23 protein-coding genes are annotated in these 24,639 nt (G+C 71.1%); 14 read left to right on the forward strand and 9 right to left on the reverse strand.

The window, feature by feature from the left end; translation table 11 throughout:
• Positions 1-8 precede the first annotated feature (8 nt).
• Both BM109_RS15060 and BM109_RS15065 read right to left on the reverse strand, forming a co-directional pair.
• Complete coding sequence (locus BM109_RS15060) at positions 9-551, reverse strand: cysteine hydrolase family protein (protein WP_093343926.1); 543 nt, start codon at positions 549-551, stop codon at positions 9-11.
• A 53-nt stretch (positions 552-604) separates the two neighbouring features.
• Positions 605-2,143 (reverse strand): YifB family Mg chelatase-like AAA ATPase, encoded by a 1,539-nt coding sequence (locus BM109_RS15065; protein ID WP_093343928.1) that lies wholly within the window; start codon positions 2,141-2,143, stop codon positions 605-607.
• Between the two features lie 214 nt (positions 2,144-2,357).
• Here BM109_RS15065 and BM109_RS15070 point away from each other — a divergent pair, with 214 nt between their 5' ends.
• The 9 genes from BM109_RS15070 to glcF all read left to right on the forward strand — a co-directional run bounded on the left by BM109_RS15070 (position 2,358) and on the right by glcF (position 12,070).
• A complete protein-coding gene (locus BM109_RS15070) occupies positions 2,358-3,236 on the forward strand; it encodes a TorF family putative porin (RefSeq protein ID WP_093343929.1) in 879 nt (292 codons plus the stop codon).
• Between the two features lie 66 nt (positions 3,237-3,302).
• Positions 3,303-3,641 carry a P-II family nitrogen regulator gene (glnK, locus tag BM109_RS15075; RefSeq protein ID WP_057597341.1) on the forward strand — a complete coding sequence of 113 codons (339 nt, stop codon included), beginning with the start codon at positions 3,303-3,305 and terminating at the stop codon, positions 3,639-3,641.
• Positions 3,642-3,670: 29 nt separating this feature from the next.
• Positions 3,671-5,092, forward strand: a complete 1,422-nt coding sequence (locus tag BM109_RS15080; protein WP_093343931.1) for an ammonium transporter — start codon at positions 3,671-3,673, stop codon at positions 5,090-5,092.
• Between the two features lie 276 nt (positions 5,093-5,368).
• Positions 5,369-6,298 (forward strand): SMP-30/gluconolactonase/LRE family protein, encoded by a 930-nt coding sequence (locus BM109_RS15085; protein WP_093343933.1) that lies wholly within the window; start codon positions 5,369-5,371, stop codon positions 6,296-6,298.
• A gap of 10 nt (positions 6,299-6,308) precedes the next feature.
• On the forward strand, positions 6,309-7,202 hold the full coding sequence (locus BM109_RS15090) for a LysR substrate-binding domain-containing protein (RefSeq protein WP_093343934.1): 894 nt from the start codon (positions 6,309-6,311) through the stop codon (positions 7,200-7,202).
• Between the two features lie 134 nt (positions 7,203-7,336).
• Complete coding sequence (locus BM109_RS15095; RefSeq protein ID WP_093343936.1) at positions 7,337-8,839, forward strand: FAD-linked oxidase C-terminal domain-containing protein; 1,503 nt, start codon at positions 7,337-7,339, stop codon at positions 8,837-8,839.
• Positions 8,839-9,969 (forward strand): glycolate oxidase subunit GlcE, encoded by a 1,131-nt coding sequence (gene glcE, locus BM109_RS15100; RefSeq protein WP_256222591.1) that lies wholly within the window; start codon positions 8,839-8,841, stop codon positions 9,967-9,969. The genes BM109_RS15095 and glcE overlap by 1 nt, the downstream gene beginning before the upstream one ends.
• 9 nt (positions 9,970-9,978) lie before the next feature.
• Entirely contained in the window at positions 9,979-10,791 is an 813-nt protein-coding gene (locus BM109_RS15105; protein WP_093343938.1) for a YoaK family protein, read from the forward strand.
• A 43-nt stretch (positions 10,792-10,834) separates the two neighbouring features.
• Positions 10,835-12,070: a glycolate oxidase subunit GlcF gene (glcF, locus tag BM109_RS15110; RefSeq protein WP_093343939.1), complete on the forward strand. Its 1,236-nt coding sequence runs from the start codon at positions 10,835-10,837 to the stop codon at positions 12,068-12,070.
• 4 nt (positions 12,071-12,074) lie between these two features.
• Here the strand turns inward: glcF and BM109_RS15115 are convergent, their stop codons facing one another.
• The 4 genes from BM109_RS15115 to BM109_RS15130 all read right to left on the reverse strand — a co-directional run bounded on the left by BM109_RS15115 (position 12,075) and on the right by BM109_RS15130 (position 16,402).
• Positions 12,075-12,302, reverse strand: a complete 228-nt coding sequence (locus BM109_RS15115; RefSeq protein WP_093343941.1) for a hypothetical protein — start codon at positions 12,300-12,302, stop codon at positions 12,075-12,077.
• 67 nt (positions 12,303-12,369) lie between these two features.
• Complete coding sequence (locus tag BM109_RS15120) at positions 12,370-14,751, reverse strand: TonB-dependent siderophore receptor (protein ID WP_093343943.1); 2,382 nt, start codon at positions 14,749-14,751, stop codon at positions 12,370-12,372.
• A 116-nt stretch (positions 14,752-14,867) separates the two neighbouring features.
• Positions 14,868-15,920 (reverse strand): FecR family protein, encoded by a 1,053-nt coding sequence (locus tag BM109_RS15125; RefSeq protein ID WP_093343944.1) that lies wholly within the window; start codon positions 15,918-15,920, stop codon positions 14,868-14,870.
• Positions 15,917-16,402 carry a sigma-70 family RNA polymerase sigma factor gene (locus tag BM109_RS15130; RefSeq protein WP_093343946.1) on the reverse strand — a complete coding sequence of 162 codons (486 nt, stop codon included), beginning with the start codon at positions 16,400-16,402 and terminating at the stop codon, positions 15,917-15,919. Before BM109_RS15130 ends, BM109_RS15125 begins: the two co-directional genes overlap by 4 nt.
• A gap of 231 nt (positions 16,403-16,633) precedes the next feature.
• Between BM109_RS15130 and BM109_RS15135 the strand changes: the two genes are divergently transcribed.
• Positions 16,634-17,056, forward strand: a complete 423-nt coding sequence (locus tag BM109_RS15135; protein ID WP_093343947.1) for a hypothetical protein — start codon at positions 16,634-16,636, stop codon at positions 17,054-17,056.
• Positions 17,057-17,059: 3 nt separating this feature from the next.
• Here BM109_RS15135 and BM109_RS15140 read toward each other — a convergent pair whose 3' ends face one another.
• The 3 genes from BM109_RS15140 to lplT form a co-directional block, all read right to left on the reverse strand.
• On the reverse strand, positions 17,060-17,551 hold the full coding sequence (locus BM109_RS15140) for a glutathione peroxidase (protein WP_093343949.1): 492 nt from the start codon (positions 17,549-17,551) through the stop codon (positions 17,060-17,062).
• 10 nt (positions 17,552-17,561) lie between these two features.
• Positions 17,562-18,452: a DMT family transporter gene (locus tag BM109_RS15145; RefSeq protein ID WP_093343950.1), complete on the reverse strand. Its 891-nt coding sequence runs from the start codon at positions 18,450-18,452 to the stop codon at positions 17,562-17,564.
• A gap of 127 nt (positions 18,453-18,579) precedes the next feature.
• Positions 18,580-19,884 (reverse strand): lysophospholipid transporter LplT, encoded by a 1,305-nt coding sequence (gene lplT / locus BM109_RS15150; protein WP_093343952.1) that lies wholly within the window; start codon positions 19,882-19,884, stop codon positions 18,580-18,582.
• A gap of 178 nt (positions 19,885-20,062) precedes the next feature.
• Between lplT and alr the strand changes: the two genes are divergently transcribed.
• From alr to BM109_RS15170, 4 genes are all read left to right on the forward strand, one after another.
• On the forward strand, positions 20,063-21,172 hold the full coding sequence (gene alr, locus BM109_RS15155) for an alanine racemase (RefSeq protein WP_093343954.1): 1,110 nt from the start codon (positions 20,063-20,065) through the stop codon (positions 21,170-21,172).
• Complete coding sequence (locus BM109_RS15160) at positions 21,169-21,906, forward strand: hypothetical protein (RefSeq protein WP_093343956.1); 738 nt, start codon at positions 21,169-21,171, stop codon at positions 21,904-21,906. Before alr ends, BM109_RS15160 begins: the two co-directional genes overlap by 4 nt.
• Positions 21,907-21,921: 15 nt before the next feature.
• A complete protein-coding gene (locus tag BM109_RS15165) occupies positions 21,922-22,914 on the forward strand; it encodes a LysR family transcriptional regulator (RefSeq protein ID WP_093343957.1) in 993 nt (330 codons plus the stop codon).
• Positions 22,915-23,019: 105 nt separating this feature from the next.
• Entirely contained in the window at positions 23,020-24,630 is a 1,611-nt protein-coding gene (locus tag BM109_RS15170; RefSeq protein WP_371268814.1) for an AMP-binding protein, read from the forward strand.
• The last annotated feature ends 9 nt before the right edge of the window (positions 24,631-24,639 follow it).

A 24,639-nucleotide genomic window follows, 5' to 3' on the forward strand; every position in this document is an offset into this window, starting at 1 on the left:
GGCGGCGGTCAGCCGAGCAGGCTGGCCGCGGTCACTACCTGGGCGTACTCGCCCTGCAGGTTGGCCAGCGCCATCGCGTGGACCTGCTCCGCGCCGAAAGTGGCGCCATCGATGCCCGCGCGGTCGAAGGCGAAGCTGGCATCGGACACCACCGTGACCGCGAAGCCGAGGCAGCTCGCGGTGCGCGCCGTGGCCTCGACCGACATGTTGGTGGCCACGCCGACCACCACGAGCGCCTCGATGCCGCGCACGCGCAGCCAGCGCTCGAGGCCCGTGTGCGCGAAGGCATCGGTCACGTTCTTCTCGACCACGTGCTCGGTGGGCAGCGGTGCCAGCGCGTCCTGGAATTCAGCGCCCGGCTGGCCCGGGAAGAACACCGAATCGGCGAAGCGCGACATGTGGCGCACATGGACCACGGGGCGGCCGGTGGTGCGCCAGTGCATGAGCAGGCGTTGCACCTGGGTTTCCGCGTCGGGGTTGTTGCGGCGGCCCGCGCGGGGCTCCTGCATGCCTTTCTGCATGTCGATGACGAGGAGGGCGCGGTTTGTCATGGCGGGTCTGGCGTGAGCGGGATTGCGCCGCACTCTAAGCGATGTGCGGGGCGCTACAGGCCCTTCTGCAGCGCCCGCCGGTACTGCACCGCCTCGGCCACATGCGCCGTCTCGATGACCGCCGCTCCCGCGAGATCGGCGATGGTGCGTGCCACCTTGAGCGCGCGGTGCGTGCTGCGCGCCGACCAGCCGAGCCGGGCGGCGGCCGTGTGCATGAAGCGGCGCGCCTCGTCGCCGAGCGACGCATGGCGATCGATGTCGGCGCCCTGCAGTGCCTGGTTGGGTCGGCCCTGGCGTTCGATCGCGCGTTCGCGCGCGGCGGCTGCGCGCGCGCGGATGGCGGCCGTGGTCTCGCCCGCGGGTGCGTCGAGCAGTTGCTGCGCCGACACCGCGGGCACTTCGATGTGCAGGTCGATGCGGTCGAGCAAGGGGCCGCTGAGCTTGCGCTGGTAGCGCGCCACCTGGTCGGGCGTGCAGCGGCAGGCTTTCGTGGGCGCGCCCAGAAAACCGCAAGGGCAGGGATTCATCGCGGCAATGAGCTGGAAGCGCGCCGGAAAATCCGCCCGCCGCGCGGCCCGCGCGATGCTGATGGTGCCGGTCTCGAGCGGCTCGCGCAGCGCCTCGAGCGCGGCGCGCGAGAACTCGGGGAATTCGTCGAGGAACAGCACGCCGTGGTGCGCCATCGAGATCTCGCCGGGCCGCGGCGGCGAACCGCCGCCCACCAGCGCCACCGCGCTCGAGGTGTGGTGCGGCGACGCGGTCGGCCGGTGCATCCAGCGCTCGGTCGAGAAGCGGCCGCCGAGGCTCGCGATGGCGGCGCTCTCGAGCGCCTCGGCGATGCGCATCGGCGGCAGCAGGCCCGCGAAGCGCTGGCCCAGCATCGACTTGCCCGAGCCCGGCTCGCCCATCATCAGCAGGCTGTGGCCGCCGGCCGCGGCGATCTCGAGCGCGCGCTTGGCGCCGGCATGGCCCTTCACGTCGGCCATGTCGGCATAGGCGGGGGCATGGGCTTGCGTGGACGCATGGGCGCGCGACCAGCCCTCGTCGTCCGCCTCCAGGCCCGCCTGCGCATCGGCCGGCAGGAAGCGCCGCACCACGTCGAGCAGGTGCCTTGCGCCGTAGACCTCGCCGCCGGGCACCAGCGCGGCCTCGTCGGCGCTGGGCGCGGGCAGCACCAGCCGGGTGGCGATGCCGCGCGTGTGCAGCGCGAGCGCCATCGCGAGCGCGCCGCGCACCGGCCGCAGCTCGCCCGACAGCGAGAGCTCGCCCGCGAACTCGTGGCCCGCGAGCCGCGCGCCCTCGATCTGGCCGCTGGCCGCGAGGATGCCCAGCGCCATCGGCAGGTCGAAGCGGCCCGAGTCCTTGGGCAGGTCGGCCGGCGCCAGGTTGACGGTGATGCGCTTGTTGTGCGGGAACTCCAGCCCGGCGTTCTGGATGGCCGAGCGCACGCGCTCGCGCGCTTCCTTGACCTCGGTCTCGGCCAGTCCGACCAGCGTGAAGCTCGGCAGGCCGTTGGCCAGATGCACCTCGACCGTGACACTGGCCGCTTCCAGCCCGAGCAAGGCGCGGCTTTGCACCAAAGACAGACTCATTCTCTGCTTCCTCCCTATATTGGTGCGCCCGATTCCGGTCGTCGCGGGCGTCTTGTTCTTTTTTCGGTGCAAGGCACAAAGCCTTGCGCTTGTAACCATTTTTGGCTGGCTTCCTTGGGCGCGCTTCAACCGGTCACCGGGGGATGTGCACTTTGGCACGCTCCCTGCTTTGAGGGTCATCAGGTTCCACAACACTACTTGCGAGGAGTTCCCGATGACGCACCGTTCCGCCGCCCAGGCCCTGATCGTCCTGGCCACCGCATTGACCACGTCGGGCGCCGCCCTGGCGCAGGCCACCCCAGACGCTGCGGCGGCGCCTGCAGCGGCACCCGCTGCTTCTCCGATCACGGCCAACATCTCGCTGACCACGAACTACAAGTTCCGCGGCCAGGACCAGGACATGATCGGCCGGGACGACTTCGCCAAGACCCGCGGCGTGAAGCCCGCCATCCAGGGCGGCTTCGACTACGCCTTTGGCGAGAGCGGCTTCTATGTCGGCAACTGGAACTCCAGCGTCAACTGGCTCAAGGGCAACAGCGTCGAGGTCGACCTGTACGGCGGCTACAAGTTCAAGGCCGGCCCGCTGGACATGGACGTCGGTGCGCTCACCTACATCTACCCGGGCAACTCCCTCGGCAACACCACCGAGCTCTACGGCGCGGCCACCTACGCCAACGAAACCTTCGGCTCGTTCACGGCCAAGTACTCGCACACGGTGTCGAAGGACTACTTCGGCTACGCCGGCAACAAGAACGGTTCGGGCCTCAAGGGCCGCAACACCGGCTACCTGAACCTGAGCTACAGCAAGGAGATCGTGCCGAAGGTCACGCTCAAGGCCGCCGTGGGCTTCACCCGTTTCTCCAGCGACATCCGCCACAACACGGCCGCCAAGAACTACGTCGACTACAACGTGGGCGCCACCTACGACTTCGGCGGCGGTCTCACGCTCACCGGCTCGGTGCAGGGCGCGAACAAGAAGGACGCGTTCAACGTCGCGGCCGGCCCGCTGTACGACTTCGGCTTCTACACCGTGCAGCAGGTCTACTCGCCCAACAAGCCGCGCTTCATCCTCACGCTGACGAAGACGCTGTAAGCACGCAACACAACGAGGCGCGGCCCATGCTGCCGCGCGAATTCTTTCCATCCAAAGGAGCAACTCATGAAGCTGGTCACAGCCATCATCAAACCGTTCAAGCTCGACGAAGTGCGCGAAGCCCTCTCGGCCATCGGCGTGCAGGGGATCACCGTCACCGAGGTCAAGGGTTTCGGCCGCCAGAAGGGCCACACCGAGCTCTACCGCGGCGCGGAGTACGTCGTCGACTTCCTGCCCAAGGTCAAGATCGAGGCGGCGGTCTCGGATGACCTCGTCGAACGCGTGATCGAAGCCGTCGAGGGCGCCGCGCGCACCGGCAAGATCGGCGACGGCAAGATCTTTGTCTACAACCTCGAGCAGGTCGTGCGCATCCGCACCGGCGAAACGGGCCGCGAAGCCCTTTGATCGAGTCCAGGCCCGAAAGAACAACGTCCATGAAAAAACTGCTTGTCTCCCTCGCGCTCGGCTTGAGCGTGCTTGCCGCCGGCACCACCGGCTTCGCGCAGACGCCCGCGCCCGCCGCCGCCGCTTCGGCACCGGCCGCCGAGGCCGCGGCACCGGCCGCGGCGCCCGCCGCAGCGGCACCGGCTGCTGCAGCGCCCGCCGCCGCACCGGCCGCGGCACCGGCACCCAAGGTCGATTCGGGCGACACCGCCTGGATGCTGACCTCCACGCTGCTCGTGATCCTGATGACCATCCCCGGCCTCGCGCTGTTCTACGGCGGCCTGGGTCGCTCGAAGAACATGCTGTCGGTGCTGATGCAGGTCTTCGTGATCTTCTCGCTGATCAGCATCCTGTGGGCCATCTACGGCTACAGCCTCGCCTTCACGGGTGAAGGAAGCTTCGTCGGTACCTTCGACAAGATCTTCCTCAAGGGCGTGTCGCAGGAGACTTTCGGTGCGCTCACGACGATCCCCGAGTACGTGTTCGTCGCGTTCCAGGGCACCTTCGCCGCCATCACCGTGGCGCTGATCGTCGGCGCCTTCGCCGAACGCGCCAAGTTCTCGGCCGTGCTGCTGTTCTCGGTGCTGTGGTTCACCTTCGCCTACGTGCCGATGGCCCACATCGTCTGGGGCGGCGGCCTGCTCGGCAAGGACGGCGCGCTCGACTTCGCGGGCGGCACCGTGGTGCACATCAACGCCGGTGTGGCCGGCCTGGTCGGTGCCTACATGGTCGGCAAGCGCGTGGGCTACGGCAAGGAAGCCTTCACGCCGCACTCGCTCACGCTCACCATGGTCGGCGCCTCGCTGCTGTGGGTCGGCTGGTTCGGCTTCAACGCCGGCTCGGCGGGTGCCGCCAACGCCGCTGCGGGCCTGGCCTTCGTGAACACGGTGCTCGCCACCGCCGCCGCCGCGCTGTCCTGGATCCTGGGCGAGAGCCTGCACAAGGGCAAGGCCTCGATGCTGGGTGCCGCCTCGGGCGCCGTCGCCGGCCTCGTCGCAGTGACCCCCGCCGCCGGCTTCGTCGGCCCGATGGGTTCGATCGTGCTGGGCCTGCTGGCCGGCCTGGTCTGCCTCTGGGGCGTGGGCGGTCTCAAGCGCATGCTCGGTGCCGACGACGCGTTCGACGTGTTCGGCGTCCACGGCGTGGGCGGTATCCTGGGTGCCATCCTGACCGGCGTGTTCGCGGCCCAGGGCCTCGGCGGCACCGGCGGCCTGACCCCCGACACCTTCTCGATGGGCGCCCAGGTCTGGATCCAGATCAAGAGCGTGCTGTTCACCATCGTCTGGTCCGGCGTCGTGGCGTTCATCGCCTTCAAGATCGCCGACCTGGTGCTCGGCCTGCGTGTGACCGAAGAGGAAGAGCGCGAAGGCCTCGACATCTCGTCGCACGGCGAAACCGCCTACAACCGCTGATCGGAAACCCTCCGACACGCGACAAGGACACCGCGGGTTCCTCGCTCCAGAGGAAGGGACCCGCGGTCCACCACCAGACCACCACCCTTTTTTTCCAAGGTTCTTCCAAGGTCCTTCCAAGGTTTCCTGAAGCCCATTTTTTTTCAGCGAGAGTCTCCTTTGGATGTTCAGCCCGCAAGCACTCCGGTGCGAGCGGGCTTTTTTTTGTCCTCGGCCCGACGCGGCCCGGTGCGGTCCGACAGCGGCGGGCCGTGGCGCGGGGGCACAATCCCCGTCATGTGGACCCCCCTGGACAACAGCCTCAGCGCCCTCGGCGAATCGCCGTTCTGGCACCCGCAGGAACGTTCCCTGTACTGGCTCGACATTCCCGGCCGCGCGGTGCTGCGCACGCGCGGCGAGATCGGCGCCGGCGGCGCGGTCGAGCGCTGGCACCTGCCGACCGAGCCCGGCTGCATGGCGCCCGCGCGCAGCGGCGGCCTGGTGATCGCGCTGCGCGACGGCATCTACCGCGCGCGTGAATGGGGCGGCGCGCTGACCGCGATCGCGCGCGTGGAGCACGACGCGGCCACCATGCGCTTCAACGACGGCAAGTGCGACGCGCTCGGCCGCTTCTGGGCCGGCAGCATCAACGAGGCGAAGGACCGGGCCAATGCCGCGCTCTACTGCCTCGACGCGCGCCGCGACGACGGCCAGTCGCCGATGCTCTCGCAGATGGCCGAGGGCGTGACCACGGCCAACGGCCTCGCGTTCTCGCCCGACGCGCGCACGCTTTACTGGGCCGACACGCCGGCCCACGCGGTGCGCGCCTGGGACTGGGACGCCGCGCACAACACGCTCTCGCACGGCCGCGTCTTCAAGCGGTTCGACGCCAAGCCCGAAGGCTGGGCGCCCGGCTCGGCGCTGGCCTATGGTGGGCGGCCCGACGGCGCCACGGTCGATGCCGAGGGGCACTACTGGGTCGCGATGTTCGAGGGCGCGCAGCTGCTGCGCCTCGCGCCCTCGGGCGAGGTCGTGGCCGCCTTCGCGCTGCCGGTGCAGTGCCCGACCATGCCCTGCTTCGGCGGCGACGACCTGCGCACGCTGTTCGTCACCACCGCGCGCAAGGGCCGGCCCGAGGCCGAACTGGCGCAGAAACCCGCCTCGGGCATGGTGCTGTCGATGCGCTCGGACGTGCCCGGCCTGCCGGTCCATTTCTTCGAGGACTAGCCCGCGCCGCATGGCCCTGCAGCACATCCCGCCGATCCAGTGCCTCGTGACCTTCGAGGCGCTGGCGCGGCTGCGCCACGCGGGCCGCGCGGCCGACGAGCTCTGCGTGACCGCCAGCGCGGTCAGCCACCGCATCCGCCAGCTCGAGTCGCACGTGGGCTTCAAGCTGTTCGGCCGCGGCGACTTCAGCCTCACGGCCGACGGCGCGGCCTACCTCGCCAACGTGCGCACCGGCCTGGCGGCACTGCAGGCGCATGCAGGCGGCGCGAACGCGGCGGCGGGCCAGCGCACCGCCACGCGGCTGCGGCTCGCGGTCACGCCGACCTTCAGCCGCCAGTTCCTCATGCCGCGGCTCGAGCTGTTCCGCAACATCTATCCCGACATCGACCTGGTGCTGCAGGTGTCGATCCCGCTGCTCGACGTGACCGCCGAGCCGGCCGACCTCGAGGTGCGCTACGGCGGCGGCAACTACGCCGACTGCGAGCACCGCCCGCTGCTCGAGGAACTGGTGGTGCCGGCCTGCAGCCCGAGCTACCTCAACGAGTTCGGCCCGTTCCACGGTTTCCGCACCGCGGCCGAGATCGCGGCCGCGCGGCTGATCCGCAGCCCGCTCGAGCCCTGGGGCACCTGGTTCGCGAGCTGCGGCATCGACCAGCCCGAGCCGCAGCTGGGCTCGCAGTTCAACGACCTGGGCCTGGTCTACGACGCGGCCGCCAGCGGCTTCGGCGTGGCGCTGGTGCGCCAGAAGATGGGCGCGGCCTGGTTCGAATCGGGCCGGCTGGTGGCGCTGTCGGAGCATGCCGTGCGCTCGCCGCACCGCCACACGCTGTGCTGGCAGCCGGGCGCGCTCGAGCGCTGGGAATGCGCCGCCTTCGCCGACTGGCTGGTGCAGGCGCTGCGCTGAGCCCGCGCGGCGCGGCGAAGATTCCTCAAGTCCGCCGCAAAAATCCTTCAACCCGGAGGCCGCGCATTTCCTTAGAGTGGGGGGCCGGCCCCCGCCAGCCATCCGCAGAAGAACACCGAGAAGAGACTTCGCCCATGAACGCGCCCCCGAGCCCGACGCAGCATGCGTCGCTCCAGAAGACAGAACGCCAGTCGCAGGTCGTGCGCGCGCTGCAGGCCCACCTGCCGGCGCATGCGCTGATCTGGCATGCCGAGGACACCACGCCCTACGAGTGCGACGGCCTCACGGCCTACCGCCAGCGGCCGCTGGTGGTGGCGCTGCCCGAGACCGAGGCGCAGGTGGCGGCCGTGCTGCGCACCTGCCACGGGCTGGGCGTGCCGGTGGTGGCGCGCGGCTCGGGCACGGGGCTGTCGGGCGGCGCCATGCCGCACGAGATGGGCGTGACCTTGTCGCTCGCCAAGTTCAACCGCATCCTCAAGATCGACCCGGTCGCGCGCACCGCGCTCGTGCAGTGCGGCGTGCGCAACCTCGCCATCAGCGAGGCCGCCGCGCCCTACAACCTCTACTACGCGCCCGATCCCTCGAGCCAGATCGCCTGTTCGATCGGCGGCAACGTGGCCGAGAACTCGGGCGGCGTGCACTGCCTCAAGTACGGCCTCACGCTGCACAACGTGCTCCGGGTGCGCGGCTTCACGGCCGAGGGCGAGCCGGTGACGTTCGGCAGCGAGGCGCTCGATGCCGCCGGCCTCGACCTGCTGGCGCTGGTGATCGGCAGCGAGGGCATGCTCGCCGTCACCACCGAGGTCACGGTGAAGCTGGTGCCCAAGCCGCAGCTGGCGCGCTGCATCATGGCCAGCTTCGACGACGTGCGCAAAGCCGGCGACGCGGTGGCCGCGGTGATCGCCGCGGGCATCATCCCCGCGGGGCTCGAGATGATGGACAAGCCCATGACCGCCGCCGTCGAGGACTTCGTGCACGCGGGCTACGACCTCGACGCGGCCGCCATCCTGCTGTGCGAATCCGACGGCACGCCCGAGGAGGTGGAAGAGGAGATCGGCCGCATGACGGCCGTGCTGCGCGGCTGCGGCGCCACCGCCATCGCGGTCAGCAACAGCGAGGACGAGCGCATGCGCTTCTGGAGCGGGCGCAAGAACGCCTTTCCGGCCTCGGGCCGCATCAGCCCCGACTACATGTGCCTCGACTCCACCATCCCGCGCAAGCGGTTGGCCGACATCCTGCTCGCGATCCAGGCGATGGAGCAGAAGTACGGCCTGCGCTGCTGCAACGTGTTCCACGCGGGCGACGGCAACCTGCATCCGCTGGTGCTGTTCGATGCCAACGACCCCGACGAGCTGCACCGCTGCGAGCTGTTCGGCGCCGACATCCTCGAGACCAGCGTCGCGATGGGCGGCACCGTCTCGGGCGAGCACGGCGTGGGCGTGGAGAAGCTCAACAGCATGTGCGTGCAGTTCACGGCCGCCGAGAACGAGCAGATGTTCGGCGTCAAGCGCGCCTTCGATCCCGAAGGCATGCTGAACCCCGGCAAGGTGATCCCCACGCTGCAGCGCTGCGCCGAGTACGGCAAGCAGGTGGTGCGCGGCGGCCGGCTGCCGCATCCCGAGCTGCCGAGGTTCTGATGAGCAACGGCATCGATCACGCATTGGGCCAGGCCGTCGAGCGCATCCGCGCCGCGGCCGCCGACGGCACCGCGCTGCGCATCCGCGGCGGCGGCAGCAAGGATTTCTACGGCGAGGCGCCGCGCGGCGAGCTGCTCGACACGCGCGCGCTCGCGGGCATCGCGAGCTACGAGCCCAGCGAGCTGGTCGTGACCGTGCGCGCGGGCACGCCGCTGGCCGAGCTCGAGGCGGCGCTGGCCGAGAAGGGCCAGTGCCTGGCCTTCGAGCCGCCGCACTTCGCGGCGGATGCGACCGTCGGCGGCATGGTCGCCGCGGGCCTCGCGGGCCCGTCGCGCGCCAGCGTGGGCAACGTGCGCGACTACGTGCTCGGCGCCATGCTGGTCAACGGCCGCGGCGAGGTGTTGAGCTTCGGCGGCCAGGTGATGAAGAACGTGGCGGGCTACGACGTCTCGCGCGTGCTCGCGGGCTCGCTCGGCACGCTGGGCCTGATCGCCGAGGTCAGCCTCAAGGTGCTGCCGGTGCCGCCGGCCGAGGCCACGCTGGAGTTCGCCTGCGACCAGGCCGATGCGCTGCGGCTGCTCAACGAATGGGGCGGCCGGCCGCTGCCGCTCAACGCGAGCTGCTGGTTCGAGTACGCGGGCGCCGGCGCGCTCTACCTGCGGCTGCGCGGCGCGGTGGCGGCGGTCGAGGCCGCGTGCGCGCACCTCGGCGGCGAACGCAAGGACAAGGAGCGCGCCGCGGCCGACTGGCAGTCGCTGCGCGAGCAGAGCCTGCCGTGGTTCGACACCGCGGCCGGGCCCGATGCGCTATGGCGCCTGTCGGTGCCGCAGACCGCGCCGGTGCTGGGGCTCGAGGCATTCGGCGCGCCGCTGGTCGAATGGCATGGCGGCCAGCGCTGGTACAAGGCACCGCCCACGCCGGCCGCGGCCGCGCGCATCCGCGAGGCCGCGCGCGCGGCGGGCGGGCATGCGACGCTGTTCCGCCTGCCCGCGCACGGCGAAGCTCACGAGGCCGCAGCGCCGCGCTTCGACCGGCTCGAGCCCGCGGTCGAGCGCATCCACCGCGCGCTGATGCGCGAGTTCGATCCGCATGCCGTGTTCGACCGCGGCCGGCTCCACGCCTTCGACTGAACGACCCCCATGCGGCGCCTGCGCTTTCTCACCGGCCGCCACCGCGCGCCCTCGACCAACCACATGCTCGGCCTGCTGCTCGCGTTCAACGCCGGCGCCGTCAATGCGGGCGGCTTCCTGGTGCTGCACATGTACACCTCGCACATGACCGGCTTCACCTCGCAGGTGGCCGACGGCCTGGTGCTCGGCAACGCGACCCTGCTGCTCAATGCGCTGGGCGCGATCCTGGCCTTCGTGGCGGGAGCGGCGGTCTCGGCGCTGCTGGTCAACTGGGCGCGCCAGCACCACCTGCGCAGCGTCTATGCGCTGCCGCTGCTGCTCGAGTCGGCGCTGATGCTGCCCTTCGGCCTGATGGGCGCGATCACGCTGACCTGGCACACGCCCTTCGCGGTGCCGCTCACGGTGCTGCTGCTGTCCTTCATCATGGGGCTGCAGAACGCGGTGGGCTCCAAGACCTCGGGCGGCCGCATCCGCACCACCCACATGACCGGCAACCTCACCGACCTCGGCATCGAGCTCGGCAAGCTGCTGTACTGGAACCGCCGCGCGAAGCCCGGCGAAACCCTGGCGGGACCGGTGCGCCACAACGGCGCGCGGCTGCGGCTGTTCGCGGGGCTGGTCGGCATGTTCGTCACGGGCGGCATCGTCGGCGCGGCCGGCTTCACCTACGTCGGCTTCGTCTGCGTGGTGCCGCTGGCGGCGTTGCTGCTGGCGCTGTCGCTGCCGCCCTTCATCGAGGACGTGCGGCGTTCGGCCCACCTGCGCCAGCTGCTCGGCGCGATCCGCCCGCGGCGCAAGAACGACGCGTCCTCCGGCCCCTGAGGCCGGCGAGTTTCACGAGACAACGACAAGAACCGACCCCACGATGCAAACCGAGCTCGCTCCCGAATTCCGCGGCACCGACGACGGCCGCGAGGCCGAGGCCATCCTGCGCAAGTGCGTGCACTGCGGCTTCTGCACCGCCACCTGCCCGACCTACCAGCTGCTCGGCGACGAGCTCGACGGCCCGCGCGGACGCATCTACCTGATCAAGCAGGTGCTCGAGGGCCAGGCGCCCACGCGCAGCACGCAGCTGCACCTCGACCGCTGCCTGACCTGCCGCAACTGCGAGAGCACCTGCCCGAGCGGCGTGCAGTACGGCCACCTGGTCGACATCGGCCGGCGCATCGTCGACGAGAAGGTGCCGCGTCCCGCGATGGAATCGGCCACGCGCTGGGTGCTCAAGGAAGGCCTGCCCTCGCCGCTGTTCGGCCCCGCGATGAAGCTGGGCCAGTCGGTGCGCGGCCTGCTGCCCGAGGCATTGAAGGCCAAGGTGCCCGCGAAGCAGGCGGCCGGTGCCTGGCCCACGGCCACGCATGCACGCAAGGTGCTGATGCTCGCGGGCTGCGTGCAGCCGTCGATGATGCCGAACATCAACACCGCCACCGCGCGCGTGCTCGACGCGGGGGGCATCCAGGCCGTGCTCGCGCCCGAGGCCGGCTGCTGCGGCGCGGTGAAGTTCCACCTCAACGACCAGGAGGGCGGCAAGGCGCAGATGCGCGCCAACATCGACGCCTGGTGGCCGCTGGTCGAACGCGACGAGGTGGAGGCCATCGTGATGAACGCCTCGGGCTGCGGCGTCACCGTGCGCGAGTACGGCCATGTGCTGCGCAACGACCCGGCCTATGGGCTGAAGGCGGCGCGCATCAGCGAGCTCACGCGCGACCTCGGCGAACTGCTGCCCGACCTGGTGCCGGCGCTCAAAGCCCGCGTGCGCGCGACGCCCGGCACCATCGCCTACCACCCGCCCTGCACCCTGCAGCACGGCCAGAAGCTGCGCGGCGGCATCGAGACCCATCTGCGTGCCTTGGGCTTCGACGTGCGCGTGGCGATGAACGAATCGCACCTGTGCTGCGGTTCGGCCGGCACCTACTCGGTGCTGCAGCCCGAGCTCGCCTATCCGCTGCGCGACCGCAAGCTCGGCCACCTCAAGCAGCTGCAGCCGGTGGCGATCGCTTCGGCCAACATCGGCTGCATCACGCACCTGCAGAGCGGCAGCGGCGAGCTGCCGGTGCGCCACTGGGTCGAGCTGCTCGACGCAGCGCTGCAGCCGGCCGGCTGAGCCCTCAATCGCAGCGGTAGGTGACCTCGCCCTGCGGCGCGCGGCCCGTGGTCGGCGGCACGAAGCGCAACGGCGCGCCGAAGTTGCGGCAGTAGGCCTCGGCCTCCTCGGGGCTCGGCGAACGCAGCACGCCGTCGCCGAGCATGGTCACGCGCGGCGCGGTGCGGGCCGCGCAGCCGGCGAGAACGGCCGCCAGGGCCAGGAGGATCAGCGGGGTGGCGCGATGGCGCATGGCGTGAGCGGCGCCAGGACGGCGGCGTGGAAGTGCGGGAGCCGCCGACTGTAGCGGGTCCCGGCGCTCAGTCCCAGCGGTAGCGCGCGGTCATCGTCACGGCGCGCTCGTTGCCGCGGTAGCACTCGCCGTGGTAGCAGCCCGAGAAGTACTTGCGGTTGAACAGGTTGCTGACGTTGAGCGCCAGCCGCCACGGGCCGCGCTCGTAATGCACGGTAGCGTCGGCCACCGCCACGCCGCGCTCGAAGTTCGTGTTGTGCTCGTCGCCCGCGCGCTTGCCGATGTAGCGCGCGCCGGCGCCGAAGCCCAGGCCGTTGCCCAGCGTGTAGTCGAGCCAGAGCGCGGCCGTCTGGTTCGGCACCAGCGGCAGGGTCTTGCCGATCTCGTCGCCGTCGGCGCTCTGCAGCACCCGGTTCTGCAGCCGCGTGAACGAGGCCGTGAAGTTCAGGCCCGGCATCAGCTCGCCCTTGGCCTCGAGCTCGATACCGCGCGAGCGTACCTTGCCGATCTGCCGGCCTTCGAAGGTGACGGGGTCGTACGAGACCACGTTGTTCTTGCGCAGGTCGTAGACGGCGGCGGTGAACAGCAGGCGCGAGTCCGCGGGCTGGTACTTCACGCCGGCCTCGACCTGCTTGCCGCGGCTCGACCGGTAGGGGTTGTTCTGCGCGTCGAGCCCGGCGTTCGGCAGGAACGACTCGGTGTAGCTCAGATAGGGCGCCCAGCCGCTGCGAAACAGGTAGGTGATGCCGGCGCGGCCGCTGAACACCGAGTCGCGCTGCTCCGTGACCTTGCTTTCGAGCCAGTCCTCGGTGATAGAGCGCACGTGGTCCTTGCGCCCGCCGAGCGTCAGCGTCCAGCCGTCGCCGAACCTGATCTGGTCCTGCGCATAGAGGCCGACCTGGCGGATGCGCTGCGTGTAGTTGTTGAGCGGCTCGTCGGGCACCGGGATGAACTGGTCGTAGACCGGGAAGTACAGGTCCAGGTCGGGCGCCGGTCCGCGGAACTGGCGTGCGCGGCCCTTCTGGTCGTTCCAGTCCAGGCCCAGCAGCAGCGTGTGCTCGGTCGCGCCGGCGCGCAGCTTGCCCTGCAGCTGGGTGTCGAGCCCGGCCTGCGACATCGGATCGTTCCAGCTGCGCGCGAGGCGGTAGATGGTGCGCTGGTCCTCGGCGGCCGAATCGGCCCAGACCACGCGGCGGTCGAGCCGCAGGTGGCCGTAGCGGAAGTTCTGGCGCAGCGTCCAGTCCTCGCCCAGCAGGGTCTCGAGCCGGTAGCCGGCGGAGGCCTGCTCCTGCTTGATGCCGCTGTAGCTGCGGTCGCCCATCTTGAGGTTGGTGTAGCGGCCGTTGGCGTTGATGAAGTAGGGGTCCTCGCCCGAGCTGTCCTTCAGGAACTCGCCGAACACGGTGAACGAGGTGCGTGCGTCGGGCTGCCAGCGCAGCGAGGGCGCGATGTAGGAGCGCGTGCGGTTGATGCGCTTGCCGTCGGGGTAGCGGTCCTGGTCGTTGCTGTCGAGCGAGACGCCCACCAGGCGGTAGCTCAGCGTGCCGTTCGGGCCGAAGGCGTCGCCGAGGTCGAAGGCCAACTGCTTGCGGTCGAAGCTGCCGTACTGCAGCTCGAGTTCGCGGATGCGCCCGCCCGTGGGCTGCTTGCTCACGCGGTGGATGATGCCGCCCGCGTCGCCGCGGCCGAAGGCCATCGACGACGGGCCGCGCAGCACCTCCACGCGCTCGAGCGCATAGGGCTCGGTCAGCGGATAGGTGACGTTGAACGGCGTCTGCGCGAGGCCGTCGCGGTAGGTGCTGTTGTAGGTGTTGAAGCCGCGCAGCGTGATGTCCTCCCAGCCGCGGTTGTCGGGGCCGTAGACGCTGACCGACACGCCGGACGTGTAGGCGATCGCGGCCATCACGTCCTGCGCGCCGCGCGCCTCCATCTCCTCGCGGCCGACCACCGAGATCGACTGCGGCACCTCCACCAGCGGGGTGTCGGTCTTGGTGGCGGTCTGCGAGAGGCGCGCCGCGTAGCCGGCCACCGGCCCGGTGGCGCTCTCGCGCTGCGCCTCCACGATGATCGGCGGCATGCTGCCCGTGGCCTGGCCGGCGCGCTGGACCACGATGGCGCCGCCGGTGGCGATGGCCGAGAGGCCGGTGCCGGCGAGCGCGCGATCGAGCGCCTGGCGCAGCGACTGCGCGCCCTGCAGCGCCGGGGTCGTGAGCCCGGCCGCGAGCGCGGCATCGACCGAGATCGCCACGTTCCATTCGCGCGCCAGTGCGTTGAGCGTCTGGCCCAGCGGCTGCGCGGGCAGCGCCAGCCGGTGTTCGGCCGACAGCACCGCGGCGGCGCTTGAGGGCTGGGCCTGGGCGCCTCCCGCGGCCAGGGTGGCGGCGAGCGCGAGCGCCAGCATGGCGCAGGGAAGCGGGCGGGCGAAGGTGGCGGGAAGCCTGGGAGCCATGGAAATTACGTCCTTTGTGCGGGGTTTGCGCAGGGAAGACGTACGGGGCGGCAAAGACCGGACAAATTTTTTTCGCTGCGGTCCGCCCTCTTTGGCAGAGATGGCGGCGGCCGGCTTCAGCGCCGCGGCCGGATCAGCGCCGCGCCACTGCCCGTGCGCTCCACGCGCACCGGCAGCACGCTCGGCAGGCTGGCCAGGAAGGTGGCGGGGTCGCGCAGCGGGAAGCTGCCGGTCAGCCGCAGGCCGCGCAGCGCGGGCTCGTCGGCCAGCTCCATCGGGCGGTCGAGGTAGTCGTTCCAGCGCGCCACCGCCTCGGGCAGCGGCGTGTCGTAGAAGGCCAGCCAGCCCTGGCGCCAGGCGCCCACGTCGCCCGGGCGCACCGCCGCGCGCGGGCCCAGGCCCTGCGCACCCACGTCCACCGCGGTGCCGGCGCCCAGTTCGATGTCGGGCGCGCGGCCGTCGTCAGGCCCCTGGCCGACCCAGACCGCGACCCGGCCCTGCGCCACCGCCACGTGCATGCGGCCGTCGCGCGCGCTCACGCTGAACACGGTGCCGAGCACGCGCACCCGGCCCCATTCGGTGTTGACGAAGAAGGGCCGTGCCGGATCGTGCGCGACCTCGCAGCGGATCTCGCCGCCCGCGAGCCGCACTTCGCGCCGGTCGCGAAAATAGGCGACCTCGACCGCGGTGCGGGCGGCCAGGTCGAGCCGGCTGCCGTCGGGCAGCGGATGCGCGATGCGCTGGCCGCGCGACGTGCGCAGCGCCAGTTCCAGCACAGGCTGGCGCCAGAACCAGCGCGCGCCGCCGGCCACCAGCACGGCCGCGCCGAGGCCGCCGAAGGCCGCGAGGATCTGGCGCCGCGTGCGCCGCGCATGGGGGGCCGAACCGGCGGCGGGCCGTGCCACCGTCTCGCGCAGCGCGCTGGCCTCGGTGGCGCTCCAGGCGCGCAGCGCGGCCTGCGCCGCCGCCTCGTGCAGCGCGTTGGCCTGGCGCCACTGGGTGAGTTCGGCCTGCGCAGCGGCGGCGGTCTCGGGCGCGCCGCCGTGCTGGCGCGCGACCAGCAGCAGCGCGTGCTCGAACAGCTTGCGCGCGGAACCCTCGGCCGGCCGGCGGCGCGCGGGCAGGGCGCCGTCGAGGCTGCCGGCGGGGGTGGACAGGGCGTCCTTCATGCCACCACGAAGGCCGCGTCGCCCTGCAGCCGCAGGCAGTCGCAGACCGCGCGCACCACGTGCTTCTCGATCGCCGCCACGCTCACGCCCATGTGCGCGGCGGCCTCCGCGTGGCTGCAGCCGTAGATGCGCACCAGCACGAAGGCCTCGCTGCGCCGCCGGGGCATCGCCTGCAGCCGTGCCACCAGGCGCTCGAGCTGCAGCCGCGCGTCGAGCGCGCGTTCGCTCGAAGGCGCCTGGTCGCTGCAGATGCAAGCCAGGGTCTGCAGCATGCGCAGCTCGGCCTGGCGATGCCGGGCCGTGTCGATCACGATGTTCTTGCCGGTGCGGTAGAGGAGGGCGCGCAGGTCGAGCACGGCGCTGCGCTGCTGCATCGCGAGCACGCGCGCGTAGCTTTCCTGCACCACGTCGGCGGCCGCGTCGCGGTCGCGCAGCGAGCGCGAGAAGAAGCCCAGCAGTTCGGCGTAGTAGCTTGCGACCATGACCCGCGGTGTCGTCGTTGCCTGATCGAACTTGACGGGGTCGAAGCGCAGGCCAGAAAGAATGAGAACTATTCTTGATTATCTGGCATTTCTTGCGAAGAAGGTTCACCCAAAGCCGCCCCCGAACACCCGCGCCGCCGCCGCACACCGTGCCGCGCCTTGGTCCGACGTGTGCCGGCCGTGACGCCGGCGCATCATTCCGGCTCTTCGGCAGCGCCAAGGAGTACACCCATGTCCCGCTTTTCTTCCCCCCGTGCCGCGCTCGCGGCCGCTCTTCTGTCGCTCGGGGCCGGCGCCTTCACGGCCGCCCAGGCCCAGTCCGCCATGCCCGCCTGGAAGGGCGAGGGCGCCACGCGCTACGTCTGCGGCGGCATCGGCTCCGACGAGTCGAAGGCCATGCGCGCCGCGATGAAGGAACACCCGCTGGCGCTGCTGTTCGCGCGTGCCGACGGCGCCTACCTGGCCGACCTGCAGGTCGAGATCAAGGGGGCGGACGGCGCCGCCGCGCTCTCGCTGCGCGCCTCGGGGCCGGTGTGCCTGGTCGACATTCCCGCGGGCCGCTACACGGTGGTCGCGACCACCCAGGGCGGCGAGTCGAAGAGCCAGGCCGTCACGGTCGGCAGTGGCTCGACGACCGCGAGCTTCAGGTACTGAGCGTCAGGCGGAGGCGGCGAGTGCCGCCTCGATGTCGCGCGAGAGCGAGGCCGGCGTGTCGAGCGGCGCATAGCGCTTGCGCACCTGGCCGTCGCGCCCGACCAGGAACTTGGTGAAGTTCCACTTGATGGCGGTGCTGCCCAGCAGGCCCGGCTTCTCCTTCACCAGCCACTGGTACAGCGGCGCGGCGCCGCTGCCGTTGACGTCGATCTTCTCCATCATCTGGAAGCTCACGCCGTAGTTCTTCATGCAGAAGGCGCCGATCTCCTCGTTGGTGCCCGGGTCCTGGCCGCCGAACTGGTTCGACGGGAAGCCCAGCACCGCGAGGCCCTGGTCCGCGTACTTCTCGTGCAGTTCCTCGAGGCCCGCGAACTGCGGCGTGAAGCCGCACTTGCTCGCGGTGTTGACGATGAGCAGCACCTTGCCCTTGTAGGCGGCGAGGCTCACCGGCTGGCCGTCGATCTGTCTGGCCTCGAAGTCGTAGACGCTGGTCATGGGGATTTCCTCAAGGGGTCGAAGGAGCGCGATCTTCGCTCGCGGCGGGCGTTCGCGCAAACGAGGACCAGACCGCGGCCGCCACGATCAGCGCGCCGCCCGCGAGGATGCGCGAGTTCATCGTGGCCGCGCCCAGCGCCACCGACGACACGCTCGCGAACAGCACCTCCGACAGCATGATCACCGCGGTCGCGCCGGCCGCCAGCCGCGCGGCGCCGTACTGCAGGCAGACGTTGGCGATCACGAAGCCGAAGCCCAGCAGCGCGGCCCAGCCGATCCAGCCCGGCGAGGCGGCGGTCGGCGGCGCGAAGGCGCCGAGCGCGGTGCCGGTCAGCGCGGCCGTGCCCGCCACCACCGCGCAGCCGCAGAACATCGCGAGCGCGCGCGATTCGCCGGGCGCCGCGCGCAGCTGGCGCAGCACGATGTTGGTGACCGCGAAGCCGAAGCCCGCCGCCACGCCGAGCCAGTCGGGCAGGCTCGAGGGCACGGGCCAGTCGGTGCCCGGCGTCTTGAGCACCACCGCCACGCCGGCCAGCGCCAGCGCCACGCGCGCCAGCGATCCGCCCGTGGGCCGCTCGCCCAGCACGGCCCAGCCCAGCAGCACGCTCCACAGTGGCATCAGGTAGAACAGCAGCACCACGCGCACCACGTCGCCCTGCGTCACGGCCCAGTTGAAGCCCACGTTGGTGAAGCCGGCCGCGAGGCCCAGCAGCACCAGCATCGGATGGGCCGCGAAGCCGGCCCAGGCGCCGCGGCGCAGCAGGCCCACCACGGTGGCGATCGCGAGGTAGATCAGGCAGGTGGTCCACACCGGATGCAGGCCATGGCCTTCGATGTGGCGGAACGGAAACCACGACAGCCCCCAGACGAAGGCATTGAAGATCAGGGCGAGGGCGGGCATCGGGCGGGCAAACCGCCGAGCATAGCGGTCCCTCGGTGCGGCCGCCGCCGGGCCGCCCCAAGGCGGGCCGCGTCTCCCCCTCGGGGGGTGGAGTTACACGACCGAAGGGCGTGAAAAGCCGGGGGGCTCAGTGATGCTTGTCGCTGCGGGCGATGGCCAGCAGGTGCTCGACCTCTTCAGGGTACTTCTTGAGGTTGTTCTCGTGCCAGCGCTTGATGATCCACATGCAGCCCGCCACCACGAAGCCGAAGGCGCTGATCGCGCCGTAGGCCGACAGGCCCAGGCCGGTGCACACACTGTAGAAGCCGCCGAGCAGCAGGATGCAGGCCTGCTCGTTGAAGTTCTGCACCGCGATCGAGCGGCCGGCGCCCATCAGGTTGTGGCCGCGGTGCTGCAGCAGCGCGTTCATCGGCACCACCAGGAAGCCGCCGAGGCCGCCCAGGATGATGAGGAAGGGCACCGCGAGCCACACGTTGCCGATGAAGTTCATGCAGATCACCATCAGCCCCATCGCGATGCCCATGGGGATCACGCGGGTGGCCATGTCCAGCCGCATGCGCATCGAGGCCACGATGGCGCCCACGGCGGTGCCGATGGTCACCACGCCCGTGAGGATCGAGGCCTGCGTGGTGTTGTAGCCCAGCGCCAGCGAGGCCCAGGCCAGCACGATGTACTTGAGGTTGCCGCCCGCGCCCCAGAACAGGGTGGTGGTGGCCAGCGAGATCTGGCCCAGGCGGTCGCGCCACAGGCGGGCGTTGCAGTGCCAGAAGTCGGGCAGCAGGCCGACCAGGTTGCGCGCCAGGCTGTGCTCGGGGTTGGAGCGCATCGGCCGCATCTCGACGCCGGTGTGCGGGATGCGGGTGTTGAACCAGGCCGCGACCATGTAGACCACGATCAGCACCGAGAGCGCGGCCTCGGCTGGCGAATCGATGCCGGTGTCGATGAAGGGCATGTCGAAGGCCAGCAGCTTGCTCGAGACCGCATGCCCCACCAGCGAGCCGCCGAGCACGATGCCCAGCAGGATCGAGGCGATCGTCAGGCCCTCGATCCAGCCGTTGGCCTTGACCAGCTGCGAGGCCGGCAGCAGCTCGGTGAGGATGCCGTACTTGGCCGGCGAATAGGCCGCCGCGCCCAGGCCGACGATCGAATAGGACAAGAGCGGGTGCGAGCCGAACAGCATCATCAGGCAGCCGAACACCTTGATGGCGTTGCTGACGAACATCACCCGCCCCTTGGGCAGCGCATCGGCGAAGGCGCCCACCAGCGGCGCGAGCACCACGTAGAAGACGGCGAAGATCGGCACCAGCGCCGCGCGCTGCCATTCGGGCGCGCCGGCGTTTCGCATGAGATCGACCGCAACGACGAAGAGCGCTTGGTCGGCCAGCGACGAAAAGAACTGGGCCGACATGATCGTGTAGAAACCGCGCTTCATCGATGGGCTGGCTGGCCAGGGGGGTCGCTGGCAGTAGTGAAAAAGTGTCGCGTGGAAGGCGAGTGGGCGGTTATAGCATGGGGGTACGACAGGCCCTGCAGGCAGCTTCTGCGTATTCGACCCCATTCCCGAAGATGCTAAAACGTGGTCTGCAAATCGTTTTCAAAGACCCTTCGCCATGCCCCGCCCCATTCTCGCCACGGTTCACACCGCCGCCTTGCGCCACAACCTCGAGCGCGTGCGCCGCAATGCGCTCGATTCCCGCGTCTGGGCGGTGGTCAAGGCCAATGCCTACGGCCACGGCATCGAGCGCGTCTACGAGGGGCTGCGCGGCGCCGACGGCTTCGCGCTGCTCGACCTGGCCGAGGCGCAGCGCGTGCGTGCGCTGGGCTGGCGCGGCCCGGTGCTGCTGCTCGAGGGCGTGTTCGAGGCGCGCGACCTGGAGCTGTGCTCGCGGCTCGACCTCTGGCACACGGTGCATTGCGACGAGCAGATCGACATGCTCGCGGCCCACAAGACCCTGCAGCCGCACCGCGTATTCCTCAAGATGAACTCGGGCATGAACCGCCTGGGCTTCACGCCCGAGCGCTTCGCCGCCGCCTGGACCCGCCTCAACGCGCTGACCCAGGTCGACGAGATCTCGCTGATGACCCACTTCAGCGACGCCGACGGCGAGCGCGGCATCGCGCACCAGGTCGAGGCCTTCGAGCGCGCCGCGCGCGACCTGCCCGGCGAGCGTTCGATCGCCAACAGCGCCGCCACCCTGCGCCATGCCGACAGCACGCGCGCCGACTGGGTGCGCCCCGGCATCGTGCTGTACGGCAGCGCGCCCGACTTCCCGGCCAACGATGCCGCCCATTGGCAGCTGCAGCCCACCATGACGCTGTCGACCAAGCTGATCGGCGTGCAGACCCTGCAGCCGGGCGACACCATCGGCTACGGCTCGCGCTTCACGGCCGATGCGCCGCTCCACATCGGCATCGCGGCGGTCGGCTATGCCGACGGCTATCCGCGCCACTGCGACACCGGCACCCCGGTGCTGGTCAACGGCGTGCGCACGCGCATGGTCGGGCGCGTCAGCATGGACATGATCACGGTCGACCTCACGCCCGTGCCCAACGCGCAGTTCGGCAGCGAGGTCACGCTGTGGGGCCGCTCGGCCGTCAACGATGCGGTGCTGCCCATCGACGAGGTGGCGCGGGCCGCGGGCACCGTGGGCTACGAGCTGATGTGCGCGGTGGCCCAGCGCGTGCCCTTCGCACCCAAGACCGTCGACCACGACCGATGAAGGTCCTCTCCAACTGGCGCTCGGTGCGCCTTTGGGAGACGCAGGTCGAGCGCGACCTGCACCGCCACCACAGCCTGCGCACGCACGGCATCCTGATCGGCAGCTTCACGCTGCTGCTGATGTGGGGCGCCTCGGCGCTGCAGATGCACCTGCTGGGCGTGCAGTCGCTGGCGGTGCGCTACTTCATGACCCTGGGCGTGGGCTACCTCGGCTACCTGCTGGTGCTGCGCTGGTGGGCGCAGCGGCTGGTGGAGGGGAGCGCCGACCTCGGTGACGCGGTCGACGCGGACGATGCCGGCGAGCTGGCCTTCGACGCGGGCAGCGCGCTCGCGCGCTCGGGTGCCAGGGCGGATGGCGGCCTGCTGTCCGATGCCGCCAGCGGCGCGCTCGAGGTCGCCGGCGGTGCCGACGAAGGCGCCGTGGTGGTCGTGCCGGTGGTCGCTATCTTCCTGGTCTGCATCGCGGTCGTGCTCGGCGCCGGCTCGCTGGTGCTGCTGTATTTCAGCTGGGACGCGCTGCTGGCCGTGGCGATCGAGGTGGCGTTCTCGTACGTCTCGGCGCGCGCCGCGGTGCGCGTGGCGCGCGAGGGCTGGCTCCTGGCCGCGGTGCGGCTGACCTGGAAGCCGCTGCTGGGCGCGATCGCCTGCGCCGTGATCCTCGGCGCCACCCTCGACCACTTCCTGCCCGAGGCGCGCAGCCTGCCCGAGGCGGTGCGCATGCTGCTCGGGCGCTGAGGCGAGGCCCGTACCGTGGACCTGCGCACCCTGCGCTACTTCATCGCCGTGCTCGAGGCCGGCAGCCTCTCGCGCGCCGCGGGCACGCTCTACATCGCGCAGCCGGCGCTCACGGCGCAGATCAAGAAGCTCGAGGCCGAGCTCGGCACGCAGCTGTTCGACCGCTCGCACGCGGGCGTCACGCCCACGCCCGCGGGCCTGCAGCTCTACGAGGACGCGCGGCGCCTGCTGTCCGATGCCGACGCGGTGCGCGAGCGCATCCAGCGCCTGCCCCAGGGCCCCGAGGGCTCGGTCACGGTGGCCGTGCCCTTCCTGCTGGCCTCGCTGCTGCTCGGGCCGGTGCTGGCCGAGCTCAAGGCCTCGCATCCGCGCATCCGCGTGTTCGTGCTCGACGACCTGAGCCTGATGGTGAAGAAGGCCATGCTCGACCGCCGTGCCGACGTCGGCATCCTGGTCGACACGCCGCAGGTCGAGGGCCTGGCCTGCCGCCCGCTCGCGCGCGAGGCCATCTTCGCCTGCGGCTTCGACCGCGACGGCAGCGTGGCGCCGCGCCTGCGCGCCGGCCGGCGCAGCAAGACCCAACCCGCGCCGCGGCCCGAGATCGACTTCGCCGACGCGGCCCGGCTGCCGCTGGTGCTGCAGTCGCGCCGCTTCGCGATCCGCCAGCGCGTGGAGGAGGCCGCGGCCACGCTCGGCGTGGCGCTCAACCTCGCGCACGAGCACGACTCGGCGCGCGTGATCCGCTCGCTCTATGTCTGTGGCGCCGGCTTCACCTTCACGCCGGCCTGCGCGCTGTCGGACAACCCGCCCGCGGGCGAAGGCTGGATCGCGGCGCGCGTGGTGCGGCCCGCGCTGCAGCGCAGCTACGCCATCGCCACGCCGGCCGACCGCGCGCCCGATCCCGCCGCCCAGGTGGTGGCGCGCGCCCTCGTGCGGCAGGCCGCGCGGCTGATCGCCGAGGGCCGCTGGGAGGCCGAGCTGCTCGCCGAGGTCGAGCCCGAGGCATAGCTCGGCGCGCTTCTCGCAAGCCAGGCCATCAATGCGATTGATGGCTCGGCATCAGCAAACGGTATTTCCTGTGACGAAGCGCTTTGGCGGACAGTGGCGCATCGCATGCACGAACGCATGCCTGCCTCCAGGAGACACCCCTTGCCACAGACCACCCCCCGGGTCGCCAACGTCGGCGAACTCGTTTCGCGCTGCGCGCGCCTGCACGGCCCGCGGATCGCGCTGCGCACCGAATCCCGCAGCCTCAGCTACGAGGCGCTCGATCGCCGTTCCAACCGGCTCGCCAACGCGCTGCTGGGGCTGGGCCTCGCGCGCGGCGACCGCGTCGGCATCTACCTGCCGAACTGCATCGAGATCGTCGAGGTCGAGCTGGCCTGCTACAAGGCCGCGCTGGTCAAGGCGCCGTTCAATGCGCGGCTCTCGCCCGCCGAGGTCGGCGAGATCGTCGCCAACAGCGGCGCCGCGTTGATCGTCACCACGGCCGAGCGCGCGGAAAGCTTCCTGCCGCACCTGAAAGGCGACGCGCGCCCCATGCTGCTGTTCGTCGACGTGCCCGAGGGCGACGCCGCCTCCTACGAAGGCGCGCTCGGCCGCGCCAGCGATGCCTTCGAGGCCGCGAGCGTCGAGGCCGACGAGCTCGCCGTGCTGCACTACACCTCGGGCTCCTCGGGCGTGCTCAAGGCCGCGATGCAGACCTTCGGCAACCGGCTCGCGCAGCTGCGCAAGTTCCTCGTGCGTTCCGAGGGCATGCGCGAAGGCCATCTGCTGGGCCTGGTCGGCCCGGTCACCCATGCCTCGGGCATGCAGATCGTGCCCGCGCTGTGCAGCGGCGCCACCATCCGGCTGTTCGCGGGCTTCGAGCCCGGCCGCTTCCTCGCCGACATGAAGGCCGAGCGCGTGACCCACACCTTCATGGTGCCGACCATGATCAACATGCTGCTGGCCGAGCTCGAGGGCCGCTACCGCCCGCTGCCCGACCTGCAGCGCCTGGGCTACGGCGCCGCGCCGATGGCGCCCGCGCGCATCCTGCGCGCCATGGACGTGTTCGGCCCGGTGCTGTCGCAGGGCTATGGCGCGGGCGAGACCACCTCGGGCGTCTGCGGCCTCGGCGTGGAGGACCACCTGTTCGCGCGCGCCGCCGCGCCCGAGCGGCTGGCCTCGTGCGGCCGGCCCTTCCTCGAGTCGCTGGTGGAGATCGTCGACGACGCGGGCCAGCCCGTGGCCCGCGGCGAGATCGGCGAGATCGTGGTCAGCGGCCCCGACGTGTTCGCCGGCTACTGGCGCGCGCCCGAGCTCACGGCCGAGGTGCTGCAGAACGGCCGCTACCACACGGGCGACCTCGCGCGCGCCGACGACCAGGGCTTCGTCTACATCGTCGACCGCAAGAAGGACATGGTGATCAGCGGCGGCTTCAACGTCTATCCCTCGGAGGTCGAGGCCGTGCTCTACCAGCACGAGGCCGTCGCCGATGCCTGCGTGTTCGCCGTGCCCGACGACAAGTGGGGCGAGGCCGTGGCCGCGCACGTGGTGCTCAAGCCCGGCCATGCGCTCGACCTGGGCGCGCTCGATGCCTTCTGCGCCGAGCGGCTCGGCGGCTTCAAGCGGCCGCGCCGCGTGGAGTTCGTGGGCGCGCTGCCGAAGAACCCGAACGGCAAGGTCGCGCGCAAGGCGATCCAGGCGCCGTACTGGGCCGGCCAGAGCCGCATGGTCAACTGAAGGCGGGGA

The sequence above is a fragment of the Variovorax sp. PDC80 genome (genome assembly GCF_900115375.1).
Lineage (GTDB): Bacteria > Pseudomonadota > Gammaproteobacteria > Burkholderiales > Burkholderiaceae_C > Variovorax.

Coding starts and splice junctions, on each gene's coding strand:
- BM109_RS15060 (WP_093343926.1), bottom strand. CDS start 551: ATGACAAACCGCGCCCTCCTCGTCATCGACATGCAGAAAGGCATGCAG.
- BM109_RS15065 (WP_093343928.1), bottom strand. CDS start 2,143: ATGAGTCTGTCTTTGGTGCAAAGCCGCGCCTTGCTCGGGCTGGAAGCG.
- BM109_RS15070 (WP_093343929.1), top strand. CDS start 2,358: ATGACGCACCGTTCCGCCGCCCAGGCCCTGATCGTCCTGGCCACCGCA.
- glnK (WP_057597341.1), top strand. CDS start 3,303: ATGAAGCTGGTCACAGCCATCATCAAACCGTTCAAGCTCGACGAAGTG.
- BM109_RS15080 (WP_093343931.1), top strand. CDS start 3,671: ATGAAAAAACTGCTTGTCTCCCTCGCGCTCGGCTTGAGCGTGCTTGCC.
- BM109_RS15085 (WP_093343933.1), top strand. CDS start 5,369: ATGTGGACCCCCCTGGACAACAGCCTCAGCGCCCTCGGCGAATCGCCG.
- BM109_RS15090 (WP_093343934.1), top strand. CDS start 6,309: ATGGCCCTGCAGCACATCCCGCCGATCCAGTGCCTCGTGACCTTCGAG.
- BM109_RS15095 (WP_093343936.1), top strand. CDS start 7,337: ATGAACGCGCCCCCGAGCCCGACGCAGCATGCGTCGCTCCAGAAGACA.
- glcE (WP_256222591.1), top strand. CDS start 8,839: ATGAGCAACGGCATCGATCACGCATTGGGCCAGGCCGTCGAGCGCATC.
- BM109_RS15105 (WP_093343938.1), top strand. CDS start 9,979: ATGCGGCGCCTGCGCTTTCTCACCGGCCGCCACCGCGCGCCCTCGACC.
- glcF (WP_093343939.1), top strand. CDS start 10,835: ATGCAAACCGAGCTCGCTCCCGAATTCCGCGGCACCGACGACGGCCGC.
- BM109_RS15115 (WP_093343941.1), bottom strand. CDS start 12,302: ATGCGCCATCGCGCCACCCCGCTGATCCTCCTGGCCCTGGCGGCCGTT.
- BM109_RS15120 (WP_093343943.1), bottom strand. CDS start 14,751: ATGGCTCCCAGGCTTCCCGCCACCTTCGCCCGCCCGCTTCCCTGCGCC.
- BM109_RS15125 (WP_093343944.1), bottom strand. CDS start 15,920: ATGAAGGACGCCCTGTCCACCCCCGCCGGCAGCCTCGACGGCGCCCTG.
- BM109_RS15130 (WP_093343946.1), bottom strand. CDS start 16,402: ATGGTCGCAAGCTACTACGCCGAACTGCTGGGCTTCTTCTCGCGCTCG.
- BM109_RS15135 (WP_093343947.1), top strand. CDS start 16,634: ATGTCCCGCTTTTCTTCCCCCCGTGCCGCGCTCGCGGCCGCTCTTCTG.
- BM109_RS15140 (WP_093343949.1), bottom strand. CDS start 17,551: ATGACCAGCGTCTACGACTTCGAGGCCAGACAGATCGACGGCCAGCCG.
- BM109_RS15145 (WP_093343950.1), bottom strand. CDS start 18,452: ATGCCCGCCCTCGCCCTGATCTTCAATGCCTTCGTCTGGGGGCTGTCG.
- lplT (WP_093343952.1), bottom strand. CDS start 19,884: ATGAAGCGCGGTTTCTACACGATCATGTCGGCCCAGTTCTTTTCGTCG.
- alr (WP_093343954.1), top strand. CDS start 20,063: ATGCCCCGCCCCATTCTCGCCACGGTTCACACCGCCGCCTTGCGCCAC.
- BM109_RS15160 (WP_093343956.1), top strand. CDS start 21,169: ATGAAGGTCCTCTCCAACTGGCGCTCGGTGCGCCTTTGGGAGACGCAG.
- BM109_RS15170 (WP_371268814.1), top strand. CDS start 23,020: ATGCACGAACGCATGCCTGCCTCCAGGAGACACCCCTTGCCACAGACC.